Raw genomic sequence first — 26799 nt, forward strand, 5'->3', positions numbered from 1 at the left:
TGAAGCCCCATTTTAGCAATACGGCTTGATCTTAGGTAACAGATAAATGCTCTAGAACTTTGCGGCGGTTGCTGTTGTCGCGCACATCCAGAAACCAGATGCCGCTTTCCTTTTCCAGCTGTTTTAAATAAGGGCGGCCATTGGTGGCGAAAGTAAGGGGAACTTTGAACTCGCCATAGTTGGTTTCAAGAGTGAATGCGCCTTGCTCCAGCAAACCTTTGGCGTAGCGTTTGGCTTGCCCGATATCGTCGTAGACATTCTTCGCGCTCTTTTTGGCTTCAACCACGGCAACGGGGGTTAGGCCCATAAAGAGGACATAGTCGGCGGGGCCCGAATCGGTTGGCCATTCGGCAATGGCGCGGTTGGCGTTGGCTATCGGGCGGGCGCCTTTGGAATATCGGAGATTGACGCTATCGGCCTCCCAACCTGCTTCGATAAGCTGTTCATCGATCAGAATACGGGTTTCGGCTTCGCTCAGGTGTAGTGTGGATTTTTCGACACGGCGAATTTGCTCGGCCTGTTGTTGTTTTTCGAGTCCGGTAAAAAACTTGAAGTATTCAATGTTGGCCGCATCCATTTTGGCGCGGAATTGTGCCAGCTTGGCCTCGTGCTCGGTGGCGATCTGTTCCCAGACCTGGCTTTCGCTCGCCATCTGTTCGGCGCGTTGCTGTTCGGCTGCGGCTTTTTGGGCTTCAATCTTTTTCTGTTCTTCAGCGCGGGCTAACCGGTCTTCCGCCGTTTTCGTTTGTTTTTGCAGTTCCTGTAGTGTCTGTTCGAGTTGGCGCACTTTTTCGGAAGGGTCCTGCGGTTTTACAAACGGCTCCAGTTTGAAGCCTTTGGCTTTATCACCACCGAATTGAATATGAAACCAGGCGCTGAGCGCATGACCTACCTGTAAAGCTTTAAGGGCATCACGGTGGGAGGATGAGGTAATGTCGTGGGTCGCAGGATTGCCGAGTTTTCTTAAGGCATGGAAAGCATCTTTGACTTGTTTGTCCAGCCTGAGGGTGTAGTCCAGCTCTCTTAACAGGTCGACCTGTTTGACATCGCTGCCGGAGTCAACTCCCACGCGGGAGGCGATGGTTTTGGCAAGTTCTTCGCCCAGTTGGCGCATTTTGATCAGCGTGGTGTTGGGGTCGGGCACGAAACAGGCTTCGGCAGTTTGGGCCAATCGCACCAGTAACTCATCATGGTGTTTAAGAAAGTCAAAATTACTAAGGGTTGGATTCAAAATAACATCCCGATGTCGATTTTTTTATGAGCCCCCGTGGGAGCGATGCCTTCATCGCGACTTGCGGAGATCTTTAGTCGCGATGAAGGCATCGCTCCCACAGCCGCCAAGCGGATTTAAAAACAGGCAATTATTGATTGTCGAATCCTTAGTTCCATCTACAACTTTACCTTTTCCACGGCGATTGGCTTGCTATTCGAGCCGAGCAAAATGTAATCGATGAATCGGTTGTAGCCGTAACCCATATCGGCCGCGATGGCTTCAAGTAAGAACGCTTCAACAAGGGTTCGCCGGTTACGTGACCATCAAGCATAGTAGAACTCTGGCGGCGCCTGGATCGTCTTGAACCGGCATAAGTTTTAATCGCCCGTAATCTAGCAGATCGGTAAGGACATATCAATGTTCGGCAGACAACGCCTGATCTGCCGGTCTGACAGTGTTGAGTATCGGTTAGCAGCCACGCTTTCGGGCTGCAGAGCTTATGCTTCACCGCTATTGACCAATATGGCTTAAGCAAATTTCTTCTTCAACCGCCAAAAAGCCACAGCGGAAACCAGCACTATCCCGCAAGCGGAAGCGATCAGCATCAAACCCAGAAACAAGATTTGCCTGAAGGTATAATCCACCAATTCTTTGCCGCTGGCCTGGGCTTGCCAGACCGCCGCACCTAATCGGGTTGACACCCCCTCAAGCTTATCGGAAGCCAGAGTCTGGTCGAAAGCCTGAAGCAGCTTCGCCAGGTCTTGCGCAGTAGCGTTGATCTGCGCTGCAGCCGCAGTGTAGTCGTTGATGCGGAAAGGCTCGGCGTTCGGACTCGACGGGCTGGCTTGGAGTTGCCGCACCACATCTTGGAAAGACTTTAGGGTAGCGGTAGACGCGTTGGACATCTGTCTGCCAGCGTCCAGTGCTTTCTCGGCTTGGACGGTGAGGCTGATGAGCCCCGGCTGGTGCGCGTCCAGGGCTTGGATGATCTGTTGGCGCTCTGTACTGATGAATCCTGGCAGGCGCTCCGCTGTCTGGCTGAACCGATCTGCCGATTCGGACAGTTGGGTGGTGTTAGCCAGCAACTTTTCCATCTCAGGCATTTCTGCCGTATGTATGGCCAGTAATTCGGTTTCCCAGCGGATCAGAATTGGCATGTGTCTGGCCAGGAACAAGCCGCGTTCCGCGAACAACCGTGTGTTGGCCAACTCGCGGGTAGCGGGGTCGAGTCCCGCCAAGGGGTCGATAGCGAGCAGATTGAACACACTGCTGGTTATCCTTGGGTTGGAGCTGCGGTTAATCTCGGCGGCTTCGGACGCAAAGCCAAATGATCCGAGATCACGGGGCGAACGCACATTCGGGTGTTGCTCGTGCCAGGCTTTAATGGCGGTACGCAGTTCCGAGAGCTGTTCTTCTTTTAGTGTCTTCGAGGCGATCTGCCAAATCCCCTTCTCTACCTCTTGAGAAGCGATCAGATAGGGTTTAACTGATTTGCCGTAGAAGGTGGGCATCCAATAATCCTCGACATTCATCCGGTTCAAGCTGGCGAAGATGACCATATCGAGGAGATTGGCATAGGTGTTGGCCCCGGTGGCGATGGCCAATATATCATTGGTAGTGGTGATCCGGCGCTGTAGAAGGGTTCGCCTTCGGGTGGCCTTATCGTCTTCTCCCTGCAACTGGCCTATGGCAAGATTGAGTGTTTCAATAGAATTGTCAGCAAAGCGAAGCAACTGGGATTGCAGTTCGACGGGATCGGGTGCTTCGTTTTCTTGGTTGAGTGAAAACATGGAACTGATACCCTTTTCAGGCAACTCCAGGGTATTTTTGAGCAAATTGCAACCGCTCATGCCCAAGACCAAGACAAGTAGCAGAACAACCTTCGGCACTCTACGGCCTCATGGACAGAAAAACTGATGCACTGCTCATATGACTGTATCGGCTCCTTAGGATCTTTCTGATTAACAATCAGCGCTATTGAATTTCAGCTTGTTTGACAGCTCAACAATTCCGAATACTCCTTCAATAACAGGGAAAACATCGTCAGCTCGTTGTCTTTGTCAAATGTAATCGATGAATTGTCTCTTCTACTTTAATTCGCATCTTAACGTACACCGCGCCCACTCAGGAAAAGACTCACAAGCCCTGCCAGCATGATAGCGATGTACAATTGGCCGGCTATCACCTCCAAGTAAGCAAGCGTACGCGCTAATGGCACGACCGGCGTAATATCGCCATATCCAAGACCGGCCAAAGTCACAAAACTGTAATAAAGAAGGTTGTCCAAAGTAGCATTACCGTGGATATCGGCTATACCATTGAGTGATCCCGGCCAAAATTGAAAAATCAATCCATATAAAATTGCCCAGATTAACCCCATCAGAAGATAAACACACATCGCTCCGAATAGCAGATTACGATCAATAGTAGTTCCGCCGAGCACGTGTCTGATAGAGATAATCACACTGATGATGGCAAACACGAAAGCCACTAGAGTGGACGATAATTCAATAATCCTGCTGGGGTAATAAACATTGATAACAGTGAATAAGACATTCAATACAGCAAGCGCCATGCCTATGTAGAAAAGTCGAGTTTCCCTATGCAAACTCCAGACACCAAGCAGCATCAATGTGCTATAGCCGATCTGCAAGCCGAGGCGCATCAGATGAGCGTTTTCTGCCAGATCAGGGAAAGAGCGCAACGTAGGTACAAGCAAAAACAAAAACAGCAAGCCGGACAGAAGATAAGCGTAATTGTCGGGTTTGGGATGCTGATTCAACACAGGCATGCGCAATTCCGCTGTTTTTAGTTATTAAGGCTTTGCTGTCATTAATACTGGAAGGTCTTTATGTATTTGAGTAGCTCTCCTTGATAATGTTTATGGCTGTTTCCACATTATCGGCGCGATGGATCAAGTCCAGGTCTTCCTCGCCGATAACGCCTTGCTGCAACATGTTGTCATGGGCAAACTGTCGGATATGATCCCAAAAATCCCCACCCATGCCGATGACAGGAAACCGCTCCAGTTTGCCCGTCTGCACCAGGGTTATCACTTCAAAAGCTTCGTCGAGCGTGCCAAAACCGCCGGGCATCACCACAAAAGCGCATGAATACTTGATAAGCATGACTTTGCGAATGAAGAAATGTTCGAATTCAATAAATTGATCAAGGTAAGGGTTGGGTTTTTGTTCATGAGGCAATTTGATATTGCAGCCCAAACTGTAGCCTCCCGCCTCTTTGGCGCCGCGGTTCGCAGCTTCCATAATGCCGGGACCACCACCGGTCATTACTATGTAACCCGCATTGGCCAATGCGCTTCCCAAATCGCGAGCCAGATGGTAGTAGGGATGATCCTCTTTAAATCTTGCCGAACCGAACACCGTGACGCACTGTTTGGCTAGATCAAAGCTTTCGAAGCCGCGCAAAAATTCCAGGAAAAACGCGACTGCACTTTCCAAATCTTGTTCCCGGTTGCGTCGACCCGATAAGAAGGCTTTTTCCGCCCCTTCGACTTTTCCTAATAATGAATAACTTTTATTAGAATCGAAAACATTGCTGTTCATTTTGACCTCCGGGCGATGCCCAATTTAGCCTGAACTCAATTTCCCCAACTGCTCAAGGAGATAATCTCCTCTATTATTCTGACCTGAAGCCGTATCAAAAGAATCCATTTAACATGATGGCTACTCAGTTAAGACTGAAAGCGTTTCGCGCGCAATCTGCAATTCTTCGTTCGTGCGCACGGCCAGAACGCGAACGGAATGGCCGCCTAATCCAATTTCGCTGACTTCTTCAAGTAACCCGTTATTGACTTCCGAATCGATAGCGATGCCAAGCTTTTCAAGGCCCTGACAGGCCCAGCTTCGAATTAAAGGCGCATTTTCACCGACACCACCGGTGAAAACAAGTGCATCCAGACCATCCAGTGCAACGAAATAGGCGCCAATATATTTTCGGATACGGTAACAATAGACTTCCAGCGCCAAGCGGGCGCGTTCGTCTCCAGTCTGTTCACGCGCCAGTACTTCGCGCAAGTCGTTGCTGCCGCATAACCCCTTCAATCCTGAATCCCTATTAAGGACTTCTTGCAGTTCGCTCGAGCTCTGGCCAAGAACGTTTTCCAGATAAAGCAGTATCGCCGCATCCAAATCACCGCACCGAGTTCCCATGACGAGGCCTTCTAAAGGAGTGAAGCCCATGGAAGTATCGATACAACGGCCATATTGTATTGCAGCGGCGCTAGCGCCATTGCCGAGATGCAGGGTAATTAATTTAAGATCCTCGAGCGGGCGCTGCAAAAATTCGGCCGCCCGTCCTGCTATATAACGATGAGAAATGCCGTGAAATCCGTACCGACGAATACCATAACGGCTGTACCAAATTTCCGGAACGGCATATCGAAAAGCATGCGGCGGCATGGTCTGATGAAAAGCCGTATCGAAAACAGCCACTTGCGGCACGGACGAAAAAATTTCCCGGCAGGCTTCAATGCCGGTCAGATTGGCCGGATTGTGCAGCGGCGCCAATGGAATTAATTTACGAATCATGTCGATGACCGTCTGATCGATAGCCACCGATACTGAAAAGGCTTCTCCGCCATGGACCACGCGATGACCAATCGCATCCGGCCCCTCCCCTGCTTCAAGCCCAAAGGCGCCGCGTAAAATCACGGCCATCTGGGCGAAGGCCGACCGATGATCGCCGGCCTCGATTTCTTGCTTGATCTCCACCAGTTCGCCTTGAGCATTTTCTGCTCGATGCTGGATCAGGCTTCCGCTTTCCCCGATACGCTCCACCAGCCCACTGGCAAGTAGGTGCATTGACTCCATTACAAACAGTCCGTATTTGATCGAGGAGCTGCCACAATTGATGACTAGTATCTTAGAAATGCCATGTTGGCTTGCTATGCTGGTCATGGTTTGTTCACCTGCGCCCCTCGAAAACGGCGACAGTGCGCCTGGATATTTGATAAGACGAATTTTCGTAATCCTTCTGCTGATTGCGAGACATAATGTCATCCGGACTGGTACGAGAGGTATCCAGCGCCAAATGCCATGCTCGCCCGGGAATCTCAGGCAAGGGGGCATCCACTGTCGACTCAGACATGTTCAAAATGACATGCAAATCTTCCTCATCATCGGCTAATCCAGCCAGTGTGTACGCCAAATAGCGAGCGTTTGAATCGAACCATAACGGTTCATTAAGCTGGTAGCCATGCCAGGCGATATCGCGAAGCCCCCGGTCGGACACCGCCTCTCCGGTCAGAAATTCGCGCCGGTTGAGATTCGGGTGCCGGCGCCTCAAGGCAATCAGTTCCTTCACAAAACGCAGCATATCGCCATTTTTTTCCACGAGGCTCCAGTCGAACCACGAAAGTTCGTTATCCTGGCACCAGGTATTGTTATTGCCTCGTTGGGTGCGCAGCACTTCATCGCCGGACAGCAGCATCGGAATGCCTTGGCTTAATAACAGAATGCTCATCAGGTTCTTAGCTTGCCGCCGCCGTAGAGCTAAAATTTCCGCATTATCGGTCTCGCCTTCAGCGCCGCAATTCCAGGATAAGTTATTGTCGCAGCCGTCGCGATTGTCTTCACCATTGGCTTCGTTGTGCTTACCGTTGTAGCTGACCAAATCGTAAAGTGTGAAACCGTCATGGCAGCTGATGAAATTAATGCTGTGAAGCGGCAACCGGTCATCGTCCGCATAAAGATCGCTGCTGCCGGCAATCGATGAAGCCACCTCGCCCACCAGCCCCGAATCGCCGCGGACAAAGCGCCGGATCACATCCCGGTAGCGTCCGTTCCATTCTGCCCAGCGTAAGCCGGGAAACGAGCCCACATGATAAAGACCCGAAGCATCCCAGGCTTCCGCAATCATGGGCACCCCGTTAAGTGCATTTGAAAATTCGATCCGCCAGGGCAGCGACGGATTGGCTTGGGGTATGCCATCCTCGCCGCGTGTAAAGACGCTGGCGAGATCGAAGCGAAAACCGTCGACATGCATCTCTTCAACCCAATACTCCAGACAATGCAGAAGGAATTGCGTCACCAGAGGGTGATTGCAATTAATACTGTTGCCGCAACCGGTGTAATCGCGATAGTAATTTCGGTTCTGCGGATCGAGATGATAAAAAATGTCATTAAAAAAACCCTTGAAGTTGATCATCGGGCCATTGTGGTCGCCTTCCGCCGTATGATTGAAAACCACATCGAGAATAACGCCGATGCCGGCATTATGCAGGGCTTTGACCAGATCCTTGAATTCACTTGCAAACGTTCCAAGTTCGGGGCTGATGCAATAGCCTGGATGGGGGCTGAAAAAACTATGTGTACTGTAGCCCCAATAATTCTTCAGTCCTCTTGCCGCCACGTTATCCGGCACGAATTGTTCGTCAAAAGCCATGACCGGCATCAGCTCGACATGGGTTATGCCTAGTTCCTGCAAGTAAGGAATCTTATCGATCAATCCTGTAAACGTGCCGGGCTGCCCTACCCTAGACGAAGGGTGACGCGTAAATCCGCCGACATGTAGTTCATAGATGATCGCTCCTTCGAGGCCGCGTTTATAGGAACGGTCATCCGCCCAGAAATAATCTGATTTCGTGACCACTGCCCGGTACGATGATCGGCTTTCGTTACGCGGGTCCGAAGCGCAGCGCCGGTTCCAAAAGGCATCGGTAACTGCCGTGGCCCAGGGATCGACTAATTCCTTTTTATGATTAAAACGTCGCCCTGTCGAAGCCGTATCGTTCGGTCCAAATATTTGCCAGGTATAATGGGTCCCTGCGGGAAGTGCTTCGACGAACACATGCCAGAAGAAAAAAGAACGATTTGTTTTGGGATTGAGGCTGATAATTTGAAACGGCACCGGACTCCCGGCCGCTTCATAAAGCAATAGGTCAGCGCCGCTGGCATGACGACTGAATATTGAAAAATTCACTCCGGCATCGCTGGCCGTTGCACCAGGCGGATAATATGAGCCATGGCTTGCTTTATAGGAAAGAGTCAATGCAATTCACTCCGTAAAATTTTGGCTTGGCCGTCAATCGCTTTATAAAAATACCTTCCCGAAATGTTGCGCTTGAAAAATAGGTAACTTTTAGACTAAAGAAAGCCTGTTTACGCTCATTAAGTGCCAGCGCGATTGCGCAAATACTCGGACATATAACTTCGGTCGCCTAAAACTTCCAGCATCGGCCCATAAGTAGCAAACTTGACTATGCTAACGGAGGCAGCGGGGGCATTGATACGATCGCGGTAACGCCCTATGTCGATCCCCAGCAGGCTGCAGAGAATGATGCGTATGGTAGCCTTATGGGATACCACCAGCACATTGCCGGTCTTGTACCTGGACTCGATTTCTGTAATTACGGGAAGGGCGCGGGCGGCAATCTGAACAGCCGTTTCGCCGCCGGTCGGCGGATTCCAGGCCGGATCGGTCTGCCAGCGTAGATAGTCCTGCTCGTAATGTTGCCTGACATATTCCAATTCCTGATCTTCCCATGCTCCATAACTGATTTCATGGAGTCCATCCCTGATCTGCATGGCCAGGCCCAAGGCGTCGCATAAAGGCTGTGCTGTCGCTATCGCTCTTTTCATCGGGCTGACATAGACATCAGTCCAGGGTATCGAGCGATGGGCTTCGGCAAAAAATTGCGCCATTTGCCTGCCTTCCGGGGTGAGTTCGGCATCGAGAGCGCCACAATAAGCGCCGCGTTGGCTGTATGTCGTTTCGCCATGACGAAGCAAATAGATTTTCAATGTCATGCTGCATTACTCCTTGGTGACAAGACAAGCTCAGCAGTTTAAGGGCGACAGTCAAAAAGGCTTTTCAATCGCTTGCCGGCCTATTAAAACTGATAGTCAGCTCACTGGGCTTGGCAAGATCGCCATGCAAACCGACGCCGCGGTGATTAGCCGCCAAATGCCGCAGAATTTTGTAAACGTCTTCAATCTGATCACTGGCATCCGCTTTTTCCGCTAATGCCGCCAATCCCAGGGGCTGATCCGTGGTTTTCAAAACGGAGAGTATTTTCCGTTGCAGTCCCAACAATGTCTCGGCGGCCTTTTTTCCCGCTTCTACACCGGGCTGATGATAGGCATTGACGTTGATCAAAGAGGCATAAAATCCAACGGCGCGTTCATAAAGGGCGATCAGCGCGCCGACCGATCGAGCATCTACCCGTGTAATCGTTACAGTAATCGAATCCCTTAAATTCTCGAAAAGCGCGTGTCGCGTACCCTGTAAAAATCCGGAAAGAAAGTCGCCGCTAGTTGTCTGGGATCCCACTTCTATGGAGGGTCCCGTCCGGTCCTCCAGCACTTCTATGAAAGTCGCAAAAAAATTCGCCACGCCTTCCCGCAGTTGCTGAACATAGGCGTGCTGGTCCGTGGACCCTTTGTTGCCATAAACCGCAAGGCCTTGATGGACCGTGTTGCCGTCCAGGTCCTTTTCTTTGCCCAGAGATTCCATCACCAATTGTTGCAGATAGCGTGAAAACAGCAGCAGAGCGTCTTTATAAGGTAGAACTACCATATCTTTTTCACCCTTGCCGTTACTCGCATAATACCAGGCAAGCGCCAGAAAAGCGGCCGGATTGCGCTTGATCTCAGGTACGCGGGTGGCGATATCCATTTCCTTTGCGCCCGCCAACAACGCGCGGATGTCAATCCCCAGCAGCGCAGCCGACAGCAATCCTACGGCAGACATCTCGGAAGTCCGCCCGCCTATCCAGTCGAACATAGGGAACTCTGCCAGACAGCCTTCAATTCGCTCCAGCTCATCTATTTTGCTGACAGCCACGGCATGGGCAAGAAAGTCCAAGCCTTGCTGCTCGTATACGCGCTTCACTTCCAGCATGGCATTGCGGGTTTCGGGCGTCCCGCCTGATTTGCTGATGACGATGACTAGGGTACTGTTAAGCCGGTTATGCAACCGATTGAGGATACGATCGAACCCTGCAGGATCGGTATTGTCAATAAAGTGTATAGCGAGCGGTGGAAAATCGGTTGACAGCGCTTCGGCTACAAATTGTGGACCGAGCGCTGACCCGCCAATCCCAATAGAAAGTATATCGGTGAACTTTGGCGCTTGTGGTGGATGAATCGTGCCCTCATGAATTTTCTTAGCAAAAGCCTCGATGTTATCAATGTTCTCCATGATCTGATTTTTCAGTTCCGATGGCGCAATGTCAGGGTTGCGCAACCAGTAATGCCCGACCATTCGGTTTTCATCCGGGTTGGCAATTGCCCCCTGTTCCAATGACTCCATGTCTTTAAACGCTTTCGCAAATTTTGGCTGCAGGGATTCCACCAAACTCTCGCTAAACCGCATCCGGCTAATATCGAGATACAATCCCAAATCCTTGTGAAAGTACAGCCAATCTTGATAATGCTGCCAAAGCTCTTGTGAGTTCATTGATTTTTTCTCCAAATAACATAACTGATGTTACGCAGTTAGTTGAAGTTAGATCGATTTAATAGAGTGTCGCTAACGCGACAATTTTATTTAATCGGGTTCTCGCACCCGAGGGCGAGTTCCTTTTCTTTGCGCGGCCAAAGAAAAGGAACCAAAAGAAAGGCCGCCCGGTTGCCGCTTATTTCCTGTGCTCCTCGCTTTTAACAGGGGTTGCCAAAAGGGACTCCTGTCCCTTTGGCAACGCGCGGCTTCCCTGCCGCGCCCCTACGGGCCTGATCTGTTAAAAGCTGCGGTGCTCGGCGCGGCAAACGGGATGAAACCGCCTTTGCGTAACATCAGTAATATAATAAAAAATTGATTTGGATTGTGCTCAATAGGCTGCTGCGTCAATCATTCAGTTCTTCATGGACTACTGATTCAGCGCCGATAGCTCTTGTTTAGCGAGTACCTCCGGACTTCATTGTTTAGGTTCGGCTCTATCTTTCATCGTTACCGATACCGGACGGACATTCCAGATCTCGTCGCAATATTCACGGATCGCGCGATCCGAGGAAAATTTGCCTGCTCTGGCCGTATTCAGAATGGACATCCTCGTCCAGTTTTCCGGATCTTGCCAGACATCGGAAACCTTATCCTGACAGGCAACATAGTCGGCGTAATCGGCGAGGACAAGAAACGGGTCATGCTGGCACAGATTGTCCACCAAAGGCCGAAATACCTCCGCATCGCCATTGGAAAAATGCCCCGATGCGATCAACTGAATCACTTCGGCTAATTGTGGATTTCCTTCGATGTAAGCGTAAGGACGATAGCCTTCCTGCTGAAGCCTGACGGCTTCCTCAGCGGTCAGCCCGAACAGGAAGAAATTCTCCGCGCCCACTTCTTCTCGAATTTCAACGTTGGCGCCGTCCAGCGTTCCAATGGTCAAAGCGCCATTCAGCATGAATTTCATGTTGCCGGTGCCAGAAGCTTCCTTGCCGGCCATGGAGATCTGTTCGGACAAATCGGCTGCGGGATAAATGAGCTGGGCGATCTCCACGTTGAAGTTGGGTACAAACGCGACTCGCAGATATTTATTGACATCCGGGTCGTTGTTCACCGCCTCGCTTACCGCGTTGATGAGTTTGATAATGCGCTTGGCGATAAAATAGCCGGGCGCCGCCTTGCCGCCGAAGATGAATGCCCGCGGTGCAATAGAAAGTTTCGGATCGCGCTTCAGGCGGTTGTACAGCGTAATAACGTAAAGAATATTCAGATGCTGGCGCTTGTACTCATGGATGCGCTTGACCTGAATATCGAACAGCCAGCTTGGGTCGAGTTCGATGCCGGTCTGCTTACGGACATAATCGGCAAGCCGCTGCTTGTTTGCCTGTTTGACGGCCCGCCATGCTTCACGAAATGCCGCATCTTCGGCCAAGGGCTCGAGCTGCCGGAGCTGCTCGGCATGGGTAATCCAGCTTTCGCCGATTGAGCGCGTGATCAAATCGCAAAGCCTGGGATTCGCCAAAGCCAAAAAGCGTCTAGGCGTTACGCCGTTGGTTTTATTGCTGAACCGTTCCGGCCACAATTCGTAAAAATCCTTCAGCACACTGCCTTTAAGCAGTTCCGAGTGGAGCGCCGCTACGCCGTTTATCGCATGGCTGCCCACACAAGCGAGATGCGCCATGCGCACTTGTTTGCTGCCCGCCTCGCCGATCAATGACATACGCGCCAGCCGCGCGTCATCGCCGGGATAGCGTAAGCGCACTTGGTCCAGAAAGCGCCGGTTGACCTCATAAATGATTTCCAGGTGCCGCGGCAGCATTTCGCCGAACATCGGCAGGTCCCAGGTTTCCAGCGCTTCCGGCAGCAGCGTATGGTTGGTATAGCCGAAGCTGTCCTGGGTGATGGTCCAGGCCTCGTCCCAATCCAGGCGGCGCTCATCCACTAAAAGCCGCATGAGCTCTGCCACGCCGATTGAAGGATGAGTGTCGTTGAGCTGCACGGCAAAGTACCGGGAAAAGCTCTGCGTCTGGCCGCCTGCCAGATCGAGAAAATGCAGCATATCCTGCAAGGAACAGGAAACGAAAAAGTATTGTTGAGCTAGCCTCAGCCGCTTGCCTATTTCGGGCTCATCGTTGGGATAAAGCACCTTGGTGAGCGTCTCCGAGCGCACTTTTTTTCCGACGGCCTGGTAGTAATCGCCAGTATTGAAAGCCTGAAAGTCAAACGACTCCGCCGCCTCGGCGCTCCACAGCCTGAGCGTATTGCAGGTATTGACCCGGTAGCCCTGAATGGGCGTATCGTAAGCGGTGCCTTTGATGACTTCATTGGGAACCCAGCGAACCCGATAGCGGCCCTCTTCATCCTGCCAGGACTCCGTATGGCCGCCGAAGCCGACTCGGTAAACGGTCTCGGGCTTCTCGATCTCCCAGGGATTACCGGCATGCAACCATTTGTCGGTAATCTCGCTCTGCCAGCCATCGCGAATCTCCTGATCGAAGATGCCGAATTCATAACGGATACCATAACCGATGGCCGGACGCTCCAGAGTGGCGAGGGAATCCAGATAACAGGCAGCGAGCCGGCCCAAGCCGCCATTGCCGAGGCCTGGCTCTTCTTCCTGTGCCAACAGCTCATCCAGGTTCAGCCCCAGCTCGGACACCGCCTGGCGCACCTCCTCTTCGATACCCAGATTGACGATATTATTGCCGAGATGCGGCCCCATCAGGAACTCCGCAGAAAGGTAGCAAGCCTTCTTGACAGCTTTTTCGAAATAAATATCGACCGTGTGCGCCCACCGGTGCTGCAGACGGTCGCGCACCGCGAGCGCCAGCGCCCGATAAAAATCATGTTTGCTGGCGACGGAAGGATGTCGCCCCAGGCTATAAATGACATGATCGCGAATCGCCTCCCTCAAGGCCATCACACTCAGGCCGGTGCGCTCATTTTCTGCGGACAAAGGAAGCGCTTCAACCGGGGCTGCATTTGTTTTTGGCATATCTAAAGAACCGGTATTGTAGGTCATATGCATCTCCAGTCCGATCTCAATAAGGCCACTTCCAGCTGGTGATTTCCTCACGGTCGGTGCCATGCTCGTGAGCGTAATTCAGATTCAGGATTATCTCGTTCTTCATTTCCTCCTTCAGATGCGCGGCCTTCGCGGCAAGCCCCGGCACCCGGTCGATGGCGTCGATGACCAGATGGAAGCGGTCCACTTCGTTGAGGATGGCCAGTTCCATGGGCGTATTGATGTTACCCTTCTCCTTGTAGCCGCGCACGTGCAGATTCGCGTGGTTCTTGAAGCGGTAGGCCAGCTTGTGGATGAGCCAGGGATAACCGTGGAAATTGAAGATGATGGGCTTGTTGGTGGTGAACAGGCTGTCGAACTCCCGCTCGGTGGAACCGTGAGGATGCTCCAAGGCCGGCTGCAGCTTGAACAGATCGACCACGTTGACGAAACGCACCTTCAGGTCAGGCAGCCGTTCGCGCAGGATAGCAGTGGCTGCCAGCGCTTCCATTGTCGCCACATCGCCACAACTGGCCATCACCACGTCCGGCTCCACGCCCGCATCGTTGCTGGCCCGTTGTGCAATGCCGATACCTTTGGCGCAATGGATGATCGCCTCGTCAATGGTCAGAAACTGCAAGTGCTTCTGCTTGTCGGCGACGATGACGTTGATGCAGTCAGTGGAACGCAGGCACTGGTCCGCCACCACCAGCAGCGTGTTGGCGTCCGGCGGCAGGTAGATGCGCGTGACTGACGGGCTCTTATTGGTCACCAGGTCGATAAAACCGGGATCTTGGTGGGAGAAACCGTTGTGATCCTGCCGCCACACAGTGGAAGACAACAGAATGGTCTGCGATGACACCGAGGCGCGCCATGGCACGTGGTTCTTACTGATATCCAGCCATTTGGCGTGCTGGTTGAACATCGAATCGACCACGTGAGCGAAGGCTTCATAGGTATGGAAGAAGCCATGCCGCCCGGAGAGCAGATAGCCCTCCTGCCAGCCGATCAGCGTGTGTTCCGAAAGCATCTCCATGACCCGCCCGTCGCGGCTGAGTTCGCCGCCGTCGGCATCCTCCGGCAACAGGTCAGCCATCCAGGTTTTCTTGCTCACCTCGTATAACGCCTGCAAACGGTTGGAAGCCGTCTCGTCCGGACCGAACACACGGAAATTGTTCGGGTTCATTTTCATCACGTCGCGCAGGAATTCGCCGAGAGGCTTGGTATTCTCGTACTCGCTGGAACCGCTCTGCGGCACACTGACAGCGTAGTCACGAAAATCCGGCAATTTCAGCTCCTTGCGCAGCAACCCGCCGTTGGCATGGGGATTGGCACTTATGCGCCGCGGGCCCTGCGGGGAAATAGCGCGCAGTTCGGGGCGCAGCCGGCCGCCGTCATCAAAAAGCTCCTCGGGCTTGTAGCTCTTCATCCAGTCTTCCAGCAGCTTCAGATGGGAGGGATTGCCGATCACATCCGAGAACGGCACCTGATGCGAACGCCAGAAACCTTCCGCCTTGTGGCCGTCGATTTCCTTGGGTCCGGTCCAGCCCTTGGGACTGCGCAGCACAATCATCGGCCAGAACGGGCGTTCGGCATCGCCTGTCTCCCGCGCTTGCTGCTGGATAGCGCGGATTTCGGCGATCGCTTCATCCAGGGTAGCCGCCATCTTCTGATGCATCTCAGAGGGGTCCGATCCTTCGACAAAATAAGGCTTGTAACCGTAACCCACAAACAGCGCTTCCAGTTCCTTAGGGCTGATACGAGCCAGGATCGTCGGATTGGCGATCTTATAGCCGTTCAGGTTGAGGATGGGCAACACTGCACCGTCGCGGACCGGATTGATAAACTTGTTGGAATGCCAGGCCGTGGCTAGCGGTCCGGTTTCCGCTTCGCCGTCCCCGACCACGCAGGCGACAATCAGATCAGGGTTATCATAGGCGGCGCCGTAGGCATGTGAAACACTGTAACCCAGCTCGCCGCCTTCATGTATCGAGCCGGGTGTTTCCGGCGTGACGTGGGAACCGATGTGTCCCGGAAAGGAAAATTGCTTGAAGAACTTGCGCATGCCATCGATATCTTCGCTTTTGTCGGGATAGACCTCGGAATAAGTGCCTTCGAGATAGGTCGGTCCTAAAACGCCCGGCGCGCCATGGCCCGGGCCCGCCATGAAGATCACGTTAAGGTCGTCGCGCTTGATCAGCCGGTTGAGATGCGCCCAGACGAAAGACAGCGCCGGGCTCGCCCCCCAGTGCCCCAGCAACCGGTGTTTCACATGCTCGGCGGTGAGCGGCTCTCTGAGCAACGGGTTATCCTTGAGGTAGATCATGCCGACGGAGAGGTAATTACATGCCCGCCACCAAGCATCCATTTTGCCGAGTTCTTCGTCGCTCAGAGGGGTCTGCGGATTTTGGCTGGTATCGCTCATCATTTTTCTCCTCACAGTCTGATTGTCAGGATTATCGTGGCGCCGACATGAGCGATAGGACTGTAGTACGCTCGCATGCCGAGTGGATAGCAACTAGCAATTCGTCCTCAAAATCTCTTTTGTGACTGTATGCCTATTTGCCAAGTTCCTCAGCCGGCCCACGCTTACCAATCCGGCGCGCGCCAGCGTTTATCTTTTTCCTTGGGCGGCAAATCAAGCTGCCCTGGCTCGATAATATCGCCCCAATCGGTCCGGTCACGCATTTGCCGCTTGATAGGCTCGACCACAAAATCTTTCTCCTGCCGGGTTTCCCAGCCGCCGCCCATGGCTTTATAAAGCGCAATCAGGTTGGCGGCGATATCGCCGTAAATACGCACCAGCGATTCCTGCGAGGCAAGCAGACTGCGCTGCGAGTCCAGAACGCGCTGATAATCCACCAATCCTTCCCGGTATTGATACAACGATAATTCGGTCGAGCGTCTGGCCGCCTCATAGGTTTGTTGCAATTCATCGCGCTGTTCCTGCGCCTTGAGGAAAGCGATCGTGGCGTCTTCCGCTTCCTTGGCGGCATTGAGGACCGTATTGCGGTAATCGGCGATCAATTGCTGGAAACGGGCATCCTCAACGCGCACCTGGTTGGTGATGCGGCCGTAATTGAAAATGTCCCAGCTTAAGCTAGGCCCGATGAAGTATTCGAAGCTCTTGGCGTTGAACAAATCGCTAAGCTCGCTGCCGCCGGCCGAGGCAAAAGTCAGCGCGGCGTCGCTGGCGCGCAGATTGATCGAGCCGAGCAGCGAGAAATGCGGATAAAGATCGGCTTTGGCTACGCCGATCAGCGCGCTTTGCGTTGCAAGCTGACGTTCGGCGAGGCGGATATCGGGACGCCGGCGCAACAAGTCGGCGGGCACGCCTACCGCAACCGTCATCGGTGCGGCAGGCACCGGGCGGGCATGCGCCAGATAAGCGTCTATGCGCCCCGGCGGCTGGCCGAGCAATACGCTCAAGGCGTTTTTCGCCTGACGCGCGCTGGCTTCCAGCGGCGGAATGGTGGCCAGGGTGCTGTTCAGCAGGCTTTTTGCCTGGAGGTAATCGAGTTCGGTGATCAATCCTCCGGCAAACAGTGTATCGGCAATCTCCAAGGTGCGTTGCTGTATTTTCACGTTGTCGCGGGCAACCTGGATGCGGGCCTCAGTGGTGCGCAGCAACACATAGGTACGCGCCACCTCGGCAGTGAGCGATACCAACGCGTCATCGAAACCCGCGATCGAGGCGTCCAGATTGGCTTGGCTTGCTTCCACGCCGCGGCGGAATTTGCCCCACAGATCGAGCTCCCAGGCGACATCGAAGCCTATGCTGGCGACGCCGAAATTGCGGTCGATGATGCGGGTCGTGTTAGGTGCGTGGGCGCTGATTTGCTGGTAGCTCAAATCGCCGTTCAGTTGCTGCGTTTGGGGATATTCAAAACCCGTGGCAATGCCCAACTGCGCCCGCGCTTCCAGAATGCGCACGCCAGCCGACTGCAGCGTCAAATTCTGTTGCCGCGCTTCCCCGACCAGCCGGTCCAGATCCGTGTCCTTGAACACTTTCCACCAATTGCCCAGTTCCGCTGCACGCCGGCTGAGCCGGGGATCAGATTGGTTGATCCAGTTGTTTTCCACGGCGGCTTCAGGCTTGGCATAATCCGGCCCGACCAGGGTGCAGCCGGCATTCATCAGCAGTACCGCAGTAATTCCCGCCACGCCATGAAGGGCGCGAATAGCGCTGAAATTGGGTTGCATACCGCCTCGCTTCTTGCCTTGTTTGATCATCACACCTTCTCTCCGCCCAGATCGCGATGTCCGGTTTGCGCTTCGTCTACTTCCACCTTATAAAAAATGGCGTACAGCACCGGCACCACGATCAACACCAGCAAAGTGGCAAAGCCCAGTCCGAAAACGATAGTCACCGCCATGGCGATAAAGAAGGCGTCCGTGAACAACGGGATCATGCCCAGCATGGTGGTGCCGGACGACATGGTGACCGGGATCAGACGGCTGACACCGGAACGCATCACCGCCTGGAACGGCGCCGCGCCTTGGGCGAGCTGCACGTTGATCTCGTCGATCAACACGATGGACGCCTTGATGATCATGCCCGAAAGGCTCATTAACCCCAGCAGCGCCATAAAGCCGAACGGCTGGTTAAAAACCAGCAACCCGAGGGTGACGCCGATGATGGCCAGCGGCACTGTCAGCCATATGATCAGGGTCTGTTTGATGGAATTGAACAGCACCAGCACCGTCAGCACCATCAAGCCGAAAAACACCGGTATCGAGCTGGCCAGACGCGAATTGGCACGCGAGGAATCTTCGGCCTCGCCGCCCCAGGCCATGTAGTAGCCCGGCTTGTTCTTGAGCGGCCAAAGATCGTTATCGCCGACTTTCAGTGTGGATGAATCGAATTCCTCAATCGGTTCATCAGCGGGTTTGCCAAGCGCTGCGGCTACATCCACGTCCAGGGCTTGTTCGATTTTCGCTTTAACCCTGGCGAAGACCTCACTGGGCAATCCTTCACGCGGATCGGCATGAATGCGCAGCATTTTTCGCCGGTCCCAGCGCCAGACATGGGCATCTTCGAACTCAAGCGGAAAATCGGAGACCACCTGCCCCATCGGAATCATCGTCCGCGCGGCCGGGCTCCAGATCTGTACGGCCGCCAGACTGTCCAGATCGGCGCTTTCAGCCGATGGCGCGCGTGCCATCAGCGGAATCAGTTCATCCTGCTCGCGGTAAACGCCCACCTTTTTGCCCTCGAATGCCATTGTCAGCGCATCGGCTACTTCCGGCCGGTCGATGCCGGCCCGTCTTGCCTGGGATTCAGATAATTGCGGCCGCAGTACTTTGACCTTGTCCCGCCATTCGCTGCGCACCGCCTTGGCGGTCGGTTCCGCTAAAAGGACAGCTTCGGCCTGGTCTCCCATACGACGCAGTTCCTCGGCGTTCGGACCATAGATACGCAGCTGGATCTTGCCGCCGGTCGACGGGCCTAAAATGAACAGCCGCGTGTTGACGACGGCGTCGGGAAAGGATGCTTCGAGTTCCTCCTGTACCTGCGGAGCCAGCGCGGCGATGCGGGTGTAATCGTCGACATCCACCAGAATCTGGCCGAAGCTCCGGTAATTGTGTTCCGGCGTATAAGTCAGCAAAAAACGCACCTGCCCGCCTCCCAACTGACTGGTGAGATGGGTGACGCCTTCGTGTTTCTTGATGAGCTGCATGGCCTGCTGAACGCGCCGATCGGTTTCATGGATGTCCGTGCCTTCGGGAAACCACAGGTCGACATAGAATTGCGGACGGGTGGAGTCCGGAAAAAAGCTTTTCTTGACGAAACTGAATCCCAATAACGCCACGACAAACAGCGCCACTACGATGCCCACCACAATCCAGCGGAAACGCAGGCAGAATTTCAGAAAACGCTGGTATTGGGCATAGAACCCGACCGAATAAGGGTCGACGCTGTCACCGGCAGCGGGCGCGCCGGTTTTGAGAAATACCTTGCACAACAGCGGCGTACAGGTCACCGAAGTCAGCCAGCTCAAGGAAAGCGAGATCAGGATGACCGAAAACAAGCTGCGGCAGTATTCGCCGGTGGAATCCTGGGAAGTGCCGATTGCGGCAAAGGCGATGATCGCCACGGCGGTGCCGCCCAGCATCGGCAGCGCATTCTGGCCGACGACATCGCGCGCTGCATCATAGCCGTTTTGCCCTTGGGCCATGCGCATGCGCATGCCGTCGGTCACCACGATGGCGCAATCCACCAGCATCCCTAGGGCAATAATCAACGCGCCCAGGGAAATGCGTTCAAGCGTGATATCAAGCATATGCATCACAATGAACGTGCCCATAATGGTCACCAGCAACACCAAACCAAGAATCAGGCCGCTACGCAACCCCATGAATATCAGCAGCACGCCAATCACAATGGCCACCGCCTCGATCAGGTTGACGATGAAGCCGCTCAAAGCGACCATTACCGATTGGGCCTGGTGGGAAATAATATGGATTTCCACACCCACCGGACGCATCGATTCGAGTTCTTTCAAGCGCTGTTCCAGCGAATCGGCCATGACGATGACGTTGCCGCCGAGCACGGTCGATATGCCCAGCCCGACGGCGGGCTGTCCGTCAAAGCGCAGCATTGTCGCAGGCGGCTCGCGATAGCCGCGCCTGATGTCGGCCACATCGCGCAGATAAATCAGGCTCTGGGATTTCGGTCCGCGCGAGGTAATGAGCAAATCGCCGAATTCCTGTTCCGATTTGTATTCGCCGGTTGGATTGATGGGAATGAATTCCTGCCCCAGGCTGAGGTTGCTGGCGCTCGCCACAACGTTTTTCGCCTGCAAGGTGTTGTAAATATCATGCGGCGATATGCCGAGCTGCGCCATTTTTTCGCGGCGCATTTCCACGTAAATCGCTTCCTTTTGCTCCCCGTAAAGAACGACGCGCTTCACATCGGTCGCTTTGAGCAATTCTTTTTGCAGATATTTGGCGTATTCGTATAGTTCCTTGTAACTGTAGCCCTCGCCAGTGATCGCCAGGTAAATGCCGTACACATCGCCAAAATCGTCGTTGACCAGCGAAGGGCCTGCCTTGGGCGGCAGTTTTCCCTGCGCATCGTTAACCTTGCGGCGTAGTTCGTCCCATACCTGCGGCAACGAGTATTTGTCATATTGGTCCTTCATTTTGACTTTTACGATCGAAAGATCGCGGTACGAATGCGATTCAACCTTTTCCAGCTGACCCATTTCCTGTGCGGCTTTTTCGATCACGTTGGTGACCTCTTCTTCCACTTCCGCCGCTGAACCGCCCGGATAGGGCGTCGATATGACGGCTTCCTTGATTGTGAATTCGGGGTCCTCCAGGCGGCTCAGGGATTCATAGGATTTCCAGCCAACTACCAAAATAAGCACGATCATCACCCAGGTGATGATACTTTTTTGTATGCTCCATTCCGCCAAATTCATTTTGAGTCCTCTTGTCTAACTAACAATTAGAATGAGCCGCATAATTCAATTTTCCGGCAGGCTGCCGCCTCTTAATGCGATGACAGTTATTTGAGCGCCCGAACCGTTTGGCCTTCGCGCAGTTTGCTGACGCCGCTGACGGCAATGGTTTCGTCCGCGTTCAGTCCGCTTACGATGCGAATGCTGTCGCTTCCGGTCAACTCGCCGGTTGTTACGGCGCGGCGATGGACTTGCCTGGTTTGCGGATCGACAACCCAGACTTGTGGCCGGCCTGCGTCGTCGGCGAATACGGCAATGGCCGGCACGATCATTTCCGTGCCCGCTTCGACATCCTCGGCAAATTCGATCCCGACATTGACCGTCATGCCCGGCAGAATGCGGATGCCGGCAGGCGCCGGCATCACCAGTACCACGCGGTAGGTTTGTGTAGCGGGGTCGGCTTGCGTGGCAAATTCCTTCACCTCCAAATCGAAACGACGGCTGGGATCGGCGGCGAATTCGGCATAAAAATGCGGTTTTGCTTTACGGATCGGCGCAATCATCAGTTCCGGCACGTCCATCAGCACTTCCACGTCGGTCACGTTCTGCAGGCTCAGTATCGCCTGCTTGGCCTGCACTTCCTGATAGTTGTCGACGTACTTTTGAGCGATCAAGCCATCGAAAGGCGCCTTCAAACGGGTATATTCCAATTGATCCCTGGCCGTGGCAACTGAAGCTTTCGCGGATTGCAGATTAGCGCGTTCGACCTTTTCAGCCGCGAGTTTCAGCGCCACCATCGAATCGCTCACCGCGCCGGGGTCGGTTTCTTTAACTTTGACATAACGCCGGTGTTCAGCAGTGGCATAGACAAGCGCCGCTTGAGCTTTTGCCAGCACGCCTTCCGCGTTGCGCAGATTGGTTTCATAGTCCCGGGGATCGAGGCGCGCGACGAGAGTGCCTTTCTTGACTTTTTGGCCTTCTTTAACCGGAAGTTCAATCAATGTGCCAGGCACCTGAAACGCTAAATCCGCTCGGTCGGAAGCGCGCACCGTGCCGGGCAGTTTCCGGGTTTTTCCCGCCAGCGAACCGCTGACCTTCATCAGTTTTACCGGACGGATCGGCTCGACGGTTTTGACGGGCTCTTCATTCTTCCCGCAGGCAGAAAACAATGCCCCGCAGGCCATACATAGCATGATGCCCACTGCCGCTTTTGAGCTCTTTCGTATTAATTGCAAAATCATTCAGACTCCTTATCCAGCATTGATTATCTAACTGCCGTCATCCCCTATCCGAAGCGCACACAGCAACTCATCGCTCTCAATTTACTGAGCGGTAGGCTGGGTTGATAAACCCAACATTTCGGCCGCCCATGCTGGGTTTCAGCTAAAGCTCCAACCCAGCCTACACAGGCTGAAGGACAAGGCATCTTCCCATGTTAAGATCTGCCGACTTTAGCCGGTCCCTTGACCAGTTCGTCAAAACTTGCTGAAGGTACAATCTTTTGGGCTATTACTGTGCCGTTATACTTGCCGGCGATCTGTTTAAATTTTCTTTCCCAACGATTCTCAAAAAATACGATAACCGCTGAGTGGCCATCAGGAAGCCTCGCCGCTATTTTGTGAATATCTTTGACCGCAAGGCCAAAGTCGCCTTCTGCGGCTGCTTCGATTGCAGACTCCGCTTTGGCGCGGACCGCACCAGGGCCTTCTAGCTCGAGACCAGCGAGAGCAGCAACCAGCACATTGATTTCCATCACATCCTCTCCTTCCTGAAGACGCCCGCCTTCCATCGCGGATACTTTGCCTTCCTGGTCTTTTCTCAGAAAAATAAAGGCGTCCGGTCTGAGAACCCCGGTCTCCCAGAGATCGCGCAGTTCGTTAACAAAGTCGTACGGCAAAAGTGCGCCTTCGAACTGGGTCACGATCAGATTCAAAGAGCCGATTTTTCCGAAATCCAGCGCAGACAAATCGATATCCTGCAATTTTTGCGGTTTCGCCGGCCTCTCGCCGCGAATGAATATCCCCAGCCGGTTTTGTTTCGGGGACTTTTCAAGATCGCCGCCCATGACATTGTGCCAATGATCCTCAAAGGCCTGCAGGGGCATGAAGCCTTTGCCCATCCACACATAAGGATCTTCAAAGTACAGGTAATCCTGATCGATTGCGAGCGCTACGAAATAATGGCCGTTTTCCCAGTCGTCCACTGCGGACTTATCCGAATCCTGGCGGCTTCGCCAGGCTTGTCCCAGAATGATCACGGGATTGCCGACTGCTGTGGCTTGCTCGATTTCCTCTAAAGTGAGATTTTCTTTTATCTCGGCTTCGAATCTCAAGGAGCGGGCGACCCGCACAATATCTTCCGGATAAGTACCGGTTTCCGGAGTCGTGTGCAAAAGTTGCATCAGCTCCGCTTCATCAACTTCCCAGCCCCAATAGCCCAATACTGTCTGAAGCGCTGAAGCGCCGCAGGAATACTCGGTACTCTGGCGGGTTTGCTTGAGAAGCTCGAATCGTTTCATGATGGGCACCTTAGTAGTTCACTTGGCCGGGTTTGTGTCCACGAGCTGCCATGACGCATCCGGGTCATAGCGCTTCATTGCCATTGCCGTTTTCGCCGTCTGCGGTCCCAGGTTTTTCTGGTAAATTTTGCCTTGGTGATTGACTATGAATGTCATGATTCCCGAGGAACCGTATACTGCGGGAAATGCCACAAGGCCGAAGCCTGCGATCATATTGCCGTTTATGACGTAATTGTATTTTCCGCCCGGTGCATGACCGCCCTGTTGCGTGAGAATTTTGTACAGATAGCCATGGTAAGGGGTTGGCTCACCGGCAGCGCTTTTTGTGCTGTAGCCTTCCGCTTTGGCTTGAGCCACGAGCGGACCCAGCGGGCTTTCAGGCTGACCGGGCGCCGCTTCCCAAAACAGTCCGTCGTATTTGCCCGGCTCGCTGCGCAATTTAACGGCGAACTCGGATACTTCATCGCCGTCGCGGTCACTGGCTGCGTACTCGACCTGGGCTTCTACATAAGCCTGTATTACGCTCAGCGCTTGCAACTCGTTGCGGCCGATGCGGCGATTGAGAATTTCTTTTTCACCTTGCGCGGCATCGAATTGCCATTGCTCGCCATGCTTTGCTACCGGCACCGGGAACGCCCAGGCGTCCTTGCCGAAATGCAGGATGGCCCTGTCCGCACCTTCCATTTCAACGGACGATTTCTCTTCGGCCATGTTGAGAAAGTCCGCTCGATTGTTCTTATCTTCCGTTGGGTCACCCGATGAGAAAAGTTGTGCGTATTTGCTCCCGAAAATAGCGGAGATTTTTTCGCTGCTACCGTCACGTGCGGCATTGACCAGGGCTTTGAGCGCTTCTTCAGGCGATGCGAAACTTTGCCCCGCGGCTTCAGCTGCGGAGTCGGCAGCGGATACGGCACTTAAGAAAAGCACTAACGTTGCAAATAAACATGCAGAAAAGGTATGACGGAGCTTGAAAGATATCACGATTGAATCCTCGCATGATTAAAGGTCGATGACAGGTGCACGCTGAAAAAACAACCGGCTTGCCTGCGCATCGCATCCGAATAATGCAAAACAATGTTATATCGGCACCCGTTCATCGCCGGCCTCCCCCGCGGGTTCGCGCAGCGCCTCCACCTGCAGCGCGGCCGCCGCCAGAGGCTCCGATTTGTCTGCTGGACTGGGCGCTCACGCGGCTGGCATTGCCGCGGCTGCTGAAATCGCGGGAACGGCCGCGGTCTCGAACGCTTTCAAATGCACTCGGGCGCGAGGCTTCCCGGCGTTGTTGCAATCGGGAGCGTTGGACTTCCTGATTCCGTCGGTTTTGGAATCTTTGGGTATCGTAGGCCGATCTTTGTCCCCCCTGTTGCAACGGTCTGCGACTTTCTGCCAACGTTCTTTCAGGTCGCTGACGGCTAATGCCAGCGCCTTGCTTGCCGGTGGACTTGCGGACTTCCGTCGATCGGGAGTTTACGCTTGATGCGCCTCGCCTGCTCTCGGCCTTGACGCGTTGCCCGCTTGCGCGTAAGTCTGCCAAGGCGCTTTCACTGCTTTTGGGTAATGGGCGCTTCCGAGCCTCGGCTTTGCTTGGCGGGGGGGGCTTGCCGGGTTTTGTAGCCAGCCGCTGCTGGATTTCACTGCTGGAAGGACGGGGTTGCGCAGCCAGTTGTGCCGCCTGCTTGTTGCCGTATCCGCGCATTTCCGCCGGAAGGTTCTCGGCGCCGCTCAGCCGGCTTCCGGCCAGGGCCGGTTGCTGCAGACGCCCCAGACGCTGCTGTGCCGCCTGCGGATAAGGCTGTCCTCGGCGATGGCGCGCATCCGGCCGCCAACGGTTGGATTGGTCTTTCAAGGCCGTCAGTTGGTCCGACTTGAAAGTGCTTTCCCGGTTAATATTGATTTCATTGCCGGAAATGTTGACATCACGATTGATGTCGCCCCGGTCTACGTTCACATTGCCATACCGGCCGCCATAAGCGCCTCCCCCGCCGCCATGCCAGCAATTCCCTCCATGGCATACGGCATCGCCATAATAATGCGAAACATGGTAATCGTCCCAGTCATCGTCGGCCCATTCCATAATGCCCCAAGTCAACAGCCCGCCGACAACCGCGCCAGTCCCGAAGTTGATCCATTGATCACTGGAAGAAGAAGTGGTGGTAGTTGTAGTGGTTGTGGCAGGCGGGTAATAGGCCGGATAATAGCTTGGCGCCGCTCCCGCGGCATAACCCGTCGTCGTTGCCGGCGGTGGCGCAAGCGGTGCCCCATACACCGCCTCGGAGTTGTAACTCGGGACCGACAGGGTATCGGCCTTTGCCGGTTCGATGGTGATCACTTCCTTGGTCACAACGGCTGGTGTCACCTTGGCTTCTGGTCCTTCGGCCGGTTCGGAGAGCGATACGGCCTTGGCTTCCACCTTTTGTTGTTCGGAATCCTTTAAAAATCCGGCATCGGAGGCTCGCTTGCGTAGTGCCTGGACCGCATCCATCAACTCCGAAGGGTTCGACAAGAAGGCATCGCCTAACTGAGTGGTCCAGTCCAGATGCTTGTTCATCATCGCAATGACTGAGGGAACTGCCGTCAGACGGACAACGCTGGCATCCCAGTTTTTGTCGCGTACAGTCGCCGGATCCGGCTTGGTTTCGAGCCAGCGGGCCGCCTGCACCACTTCCAGCGGATACGTGGCGGCGACCAGCACTTCCGCCAGCAGTGGATCGGGATAGAGGGCGATCGGCGCCACTAGCGATTCCAAGCCCGTTAAAGGTGGCGTTCCTGGCGGTGGCATGGTGGGCGTTTTTTCAGCGATGGACGAAGGCGGAGTGCCGGGAGATTCGGTTTTGGATGGTGGTGCTTCGGAAGAAGGGCCTTGTGCCGCCGTTTTAGCTTCCTGTTGTTCCTCTTTGTCGCACCCGACTGCGTGCATGGCAAGGATTAGCAATACCGCTCGGAGCAATATTCTATGGCCTTGGCGGCGATGGTTGGTATTTACTTGCTTCGAGGTCATAACAAATACCCTGGTTGTCACTGAATGATGAAGGATACGCATTAAATTCGCAGCATTAATAACGAAATAGATGCTCAGTTTAAGAAAAAGTTCGCATGGACCTATCCACGCGCAATCAAATACGGAGTTGATGCGAAATCTTGACTTTTCCGGTGATTCGGAAACTTTCTGTCGGCGTAGCGTTCTCACTAGCATCTTTCCTGCGCGGTTTGAGGGAAATGATTCAGTGCATGCCTTGTTGCATGAATGTGTGAA

General features: G+C 54.0%; 16 protein-coding genes. All 16 read right to left on the bottom strand.

Going from position 1 to position 26799, the window contains the following annotated elements:
* Positions 1–31: 31 nt before the first annotated feature.
* Positions 32–1177, bottom strand: a complete 1146-nt coding sequence (locus tag ACTNE6_RS15075; protein WP_442497315.1) for a DUF4145 domain-containing protein — start codon at positions 1175–1177, stop codon at positions 32–34.
* 563 nt (positions 1178–1740) lie between these two features.
* Positions 1741–3063, bottom strand: a complete 1323-nt coding sequence (locus ACTNE6_RS15080; RefSeq protein WP_442497316.1) for a hypothetical protein — start codon at positions 3061–3063, stop codon at positions 1741–1743.
* A gap of 254 nt (positions 3064–3317) precedes the next feature.
* Positions 3318–4004, bottom strand: coding sequence for an ion channel (locus ACTNE6_RS15085; protein WP_442497317.1), 687 nt, complete (start codon positions 4002–4004; stop codon positions 3318–3320).
* 58 nt (positions 4005–4062) lie between these two features.
* A complete protein-coding gene (locus ACTNE6_RS15090; protein WP_442497318.1) occupies positions 4063–4779 on the bottom strand; it encodes a TIGR00730 family Rossman fold protein in 717 nt (238 codons plus the stop codon).
* A 120-nt stretch (positions 4780–4899) separates the two neighbouring features.
* On the bottom strand, positions 4900–6132 hold the full coding sequence (locus ACTNE6_RS15095; RefSeq protein WP_442497319.1) for an acetate/propionate family kinase: 1233 nt from the start codon (positions 6130–6132) through the stop codon (positions 4900–4902).
* A gap of 7 nt (positions 6133–6139) precedes the next feature.
* The gene (gene glgX / locus ACTNE6_RS15100; RefSeq protein ID WP_442497320.1) at positions 6140–8224 is read right to left on the bottom strand and encodes a glycogen debranching protein GlgX; all 2085 of its coding nucleotides are present in this window, start codon (positions 8222–8224) and stop codon (positions 6140–6142) included.
* 119 nt (positions 8225–8343) lie between these two features.
* Complete coding sequence (locus ACTNE6_RS15105) at positions 8344–8982, bottom strand: histidine phosphatase family protein (RefSeq protein ID WP_442497321.1); 639 nt, start codon at positions 8980–8982, stop codon at positions 8344–8346.
* A 64-nt stretch (positions 8983–9046) separates the two neighbouring features.
* A complete protein-coding gene (locus tag ACTNE6_RS15110; RefSeq protein ID WP_442497322.1) occupies positions 9047–10633 on the bottom strand; it encodes a glucose-6-phosphate isomerase in 1587 nt (528 codons plus the stop codon).
* 457 nt (positions 10634–11090) lie between these two features.
* On the bottom strand, positions 11091–13640 hold the full coding sequence (locus tag ACTNE6_RS15115) for a glycogen/starch/alpha-glucan phosphorylase (protein ID WP_442497323.1): 2550 nt from the start codon (positions 13638–13640) through the stop codon (positions 11091–11093).
* A gap of 19 nt (positions 13641–13659) precedes the next feature.
* Positions 13660–16047 (bottom strand): phosphoketolase family protein, encoded by a 2388-nt coding sequence (locus ACTNE6_RS15120; RefSeq protein ID WP_442499702.1) that lies wholly within the window; start codon positions 16045–16047, stop codon positions 13660–13662.
* A gap of 164 nt (positions 16048–16211) precedes the next feature.
* Positions 16212–17855 (bottom strand): efflux transporter outer membrane subunit, encoded by a 1644-nt coding sequence (locus tag ACTNE6_RS15125; protein WP_442499703.1) that lies wholly within the window; start codon positions 17853–17855, stop codon positions 16212–16214.
* A complete protein-coding gene (locus ACTNE6_RS15130) occupies positions 17855–21049 on the bottom strand; it encodes an efflux RND transporter permease subunit (RefSeq protein ID WP_442497324.1) in 3195 nt (1064 codons plus the stop codon). Before ACTNE6_RS15130 ends, ACTNE6_RS15125 begins: the two co-directional genes overlap by 1 nt.
* Positions 21050–21135: 86 nt before the next feature.
* A complete protein-coding gene (locus ACTNE6_RS15135) occupies positions 21136–22269 on the bottom strand; it encodes an efflux RND transporter periplasmic adaptor subunit (RefSeq protein WP_442497325.1) in 1134 nt (377 codons plus the stop codon).
* A 194-nt stretch (positions 22270–22463) separates the two neighbouring features.
* Positions 22464–23546, bottom strand: coding sequence for a cysteine peptidase family C39 domain-containing protein (locus tag ACTNE6_RS15140; RefSeq protein WP_442497326.1), 1083 nt, complete (start codon positions 23544–23546; stop codon positions 22464–22466).
* 18 nt (positions 23547–23564) lie between these two features.
* Positions 23565–24473, bottom strand: a complete 909-nt coding sequence (locus ACTNE6_RS15145; RefSeq protein ID WP_442497327.1) for a DUF2950 domain-containing protein — start codon at positions 24471–24473, stop codon at positions 23565–23567.
* A gap of 166 nt (positions 24474–24639) precedes the next feature.
* Positions 24640–26544, bottom strand: a complete 1905-nt coding sequence (locus ACTNE6_RS15150) for a DUF3300 domain-containing protein (protein WP_442497328.1) — start codon at positions 26542–26544, stop codon at positions 24640–24642.
* Between the last annotated feature and the right edge of the window lie 255 nt (positions 26545–26799).

It is taken from the genome of Methylobacter sp. sgz302048, assembly GCF_052162025.1.
Lineage (GTDB): Bacteria > Pseudomonadota > Gammaproteobacteria > Methylococcales > Methylomonadaceae > Methylobacter.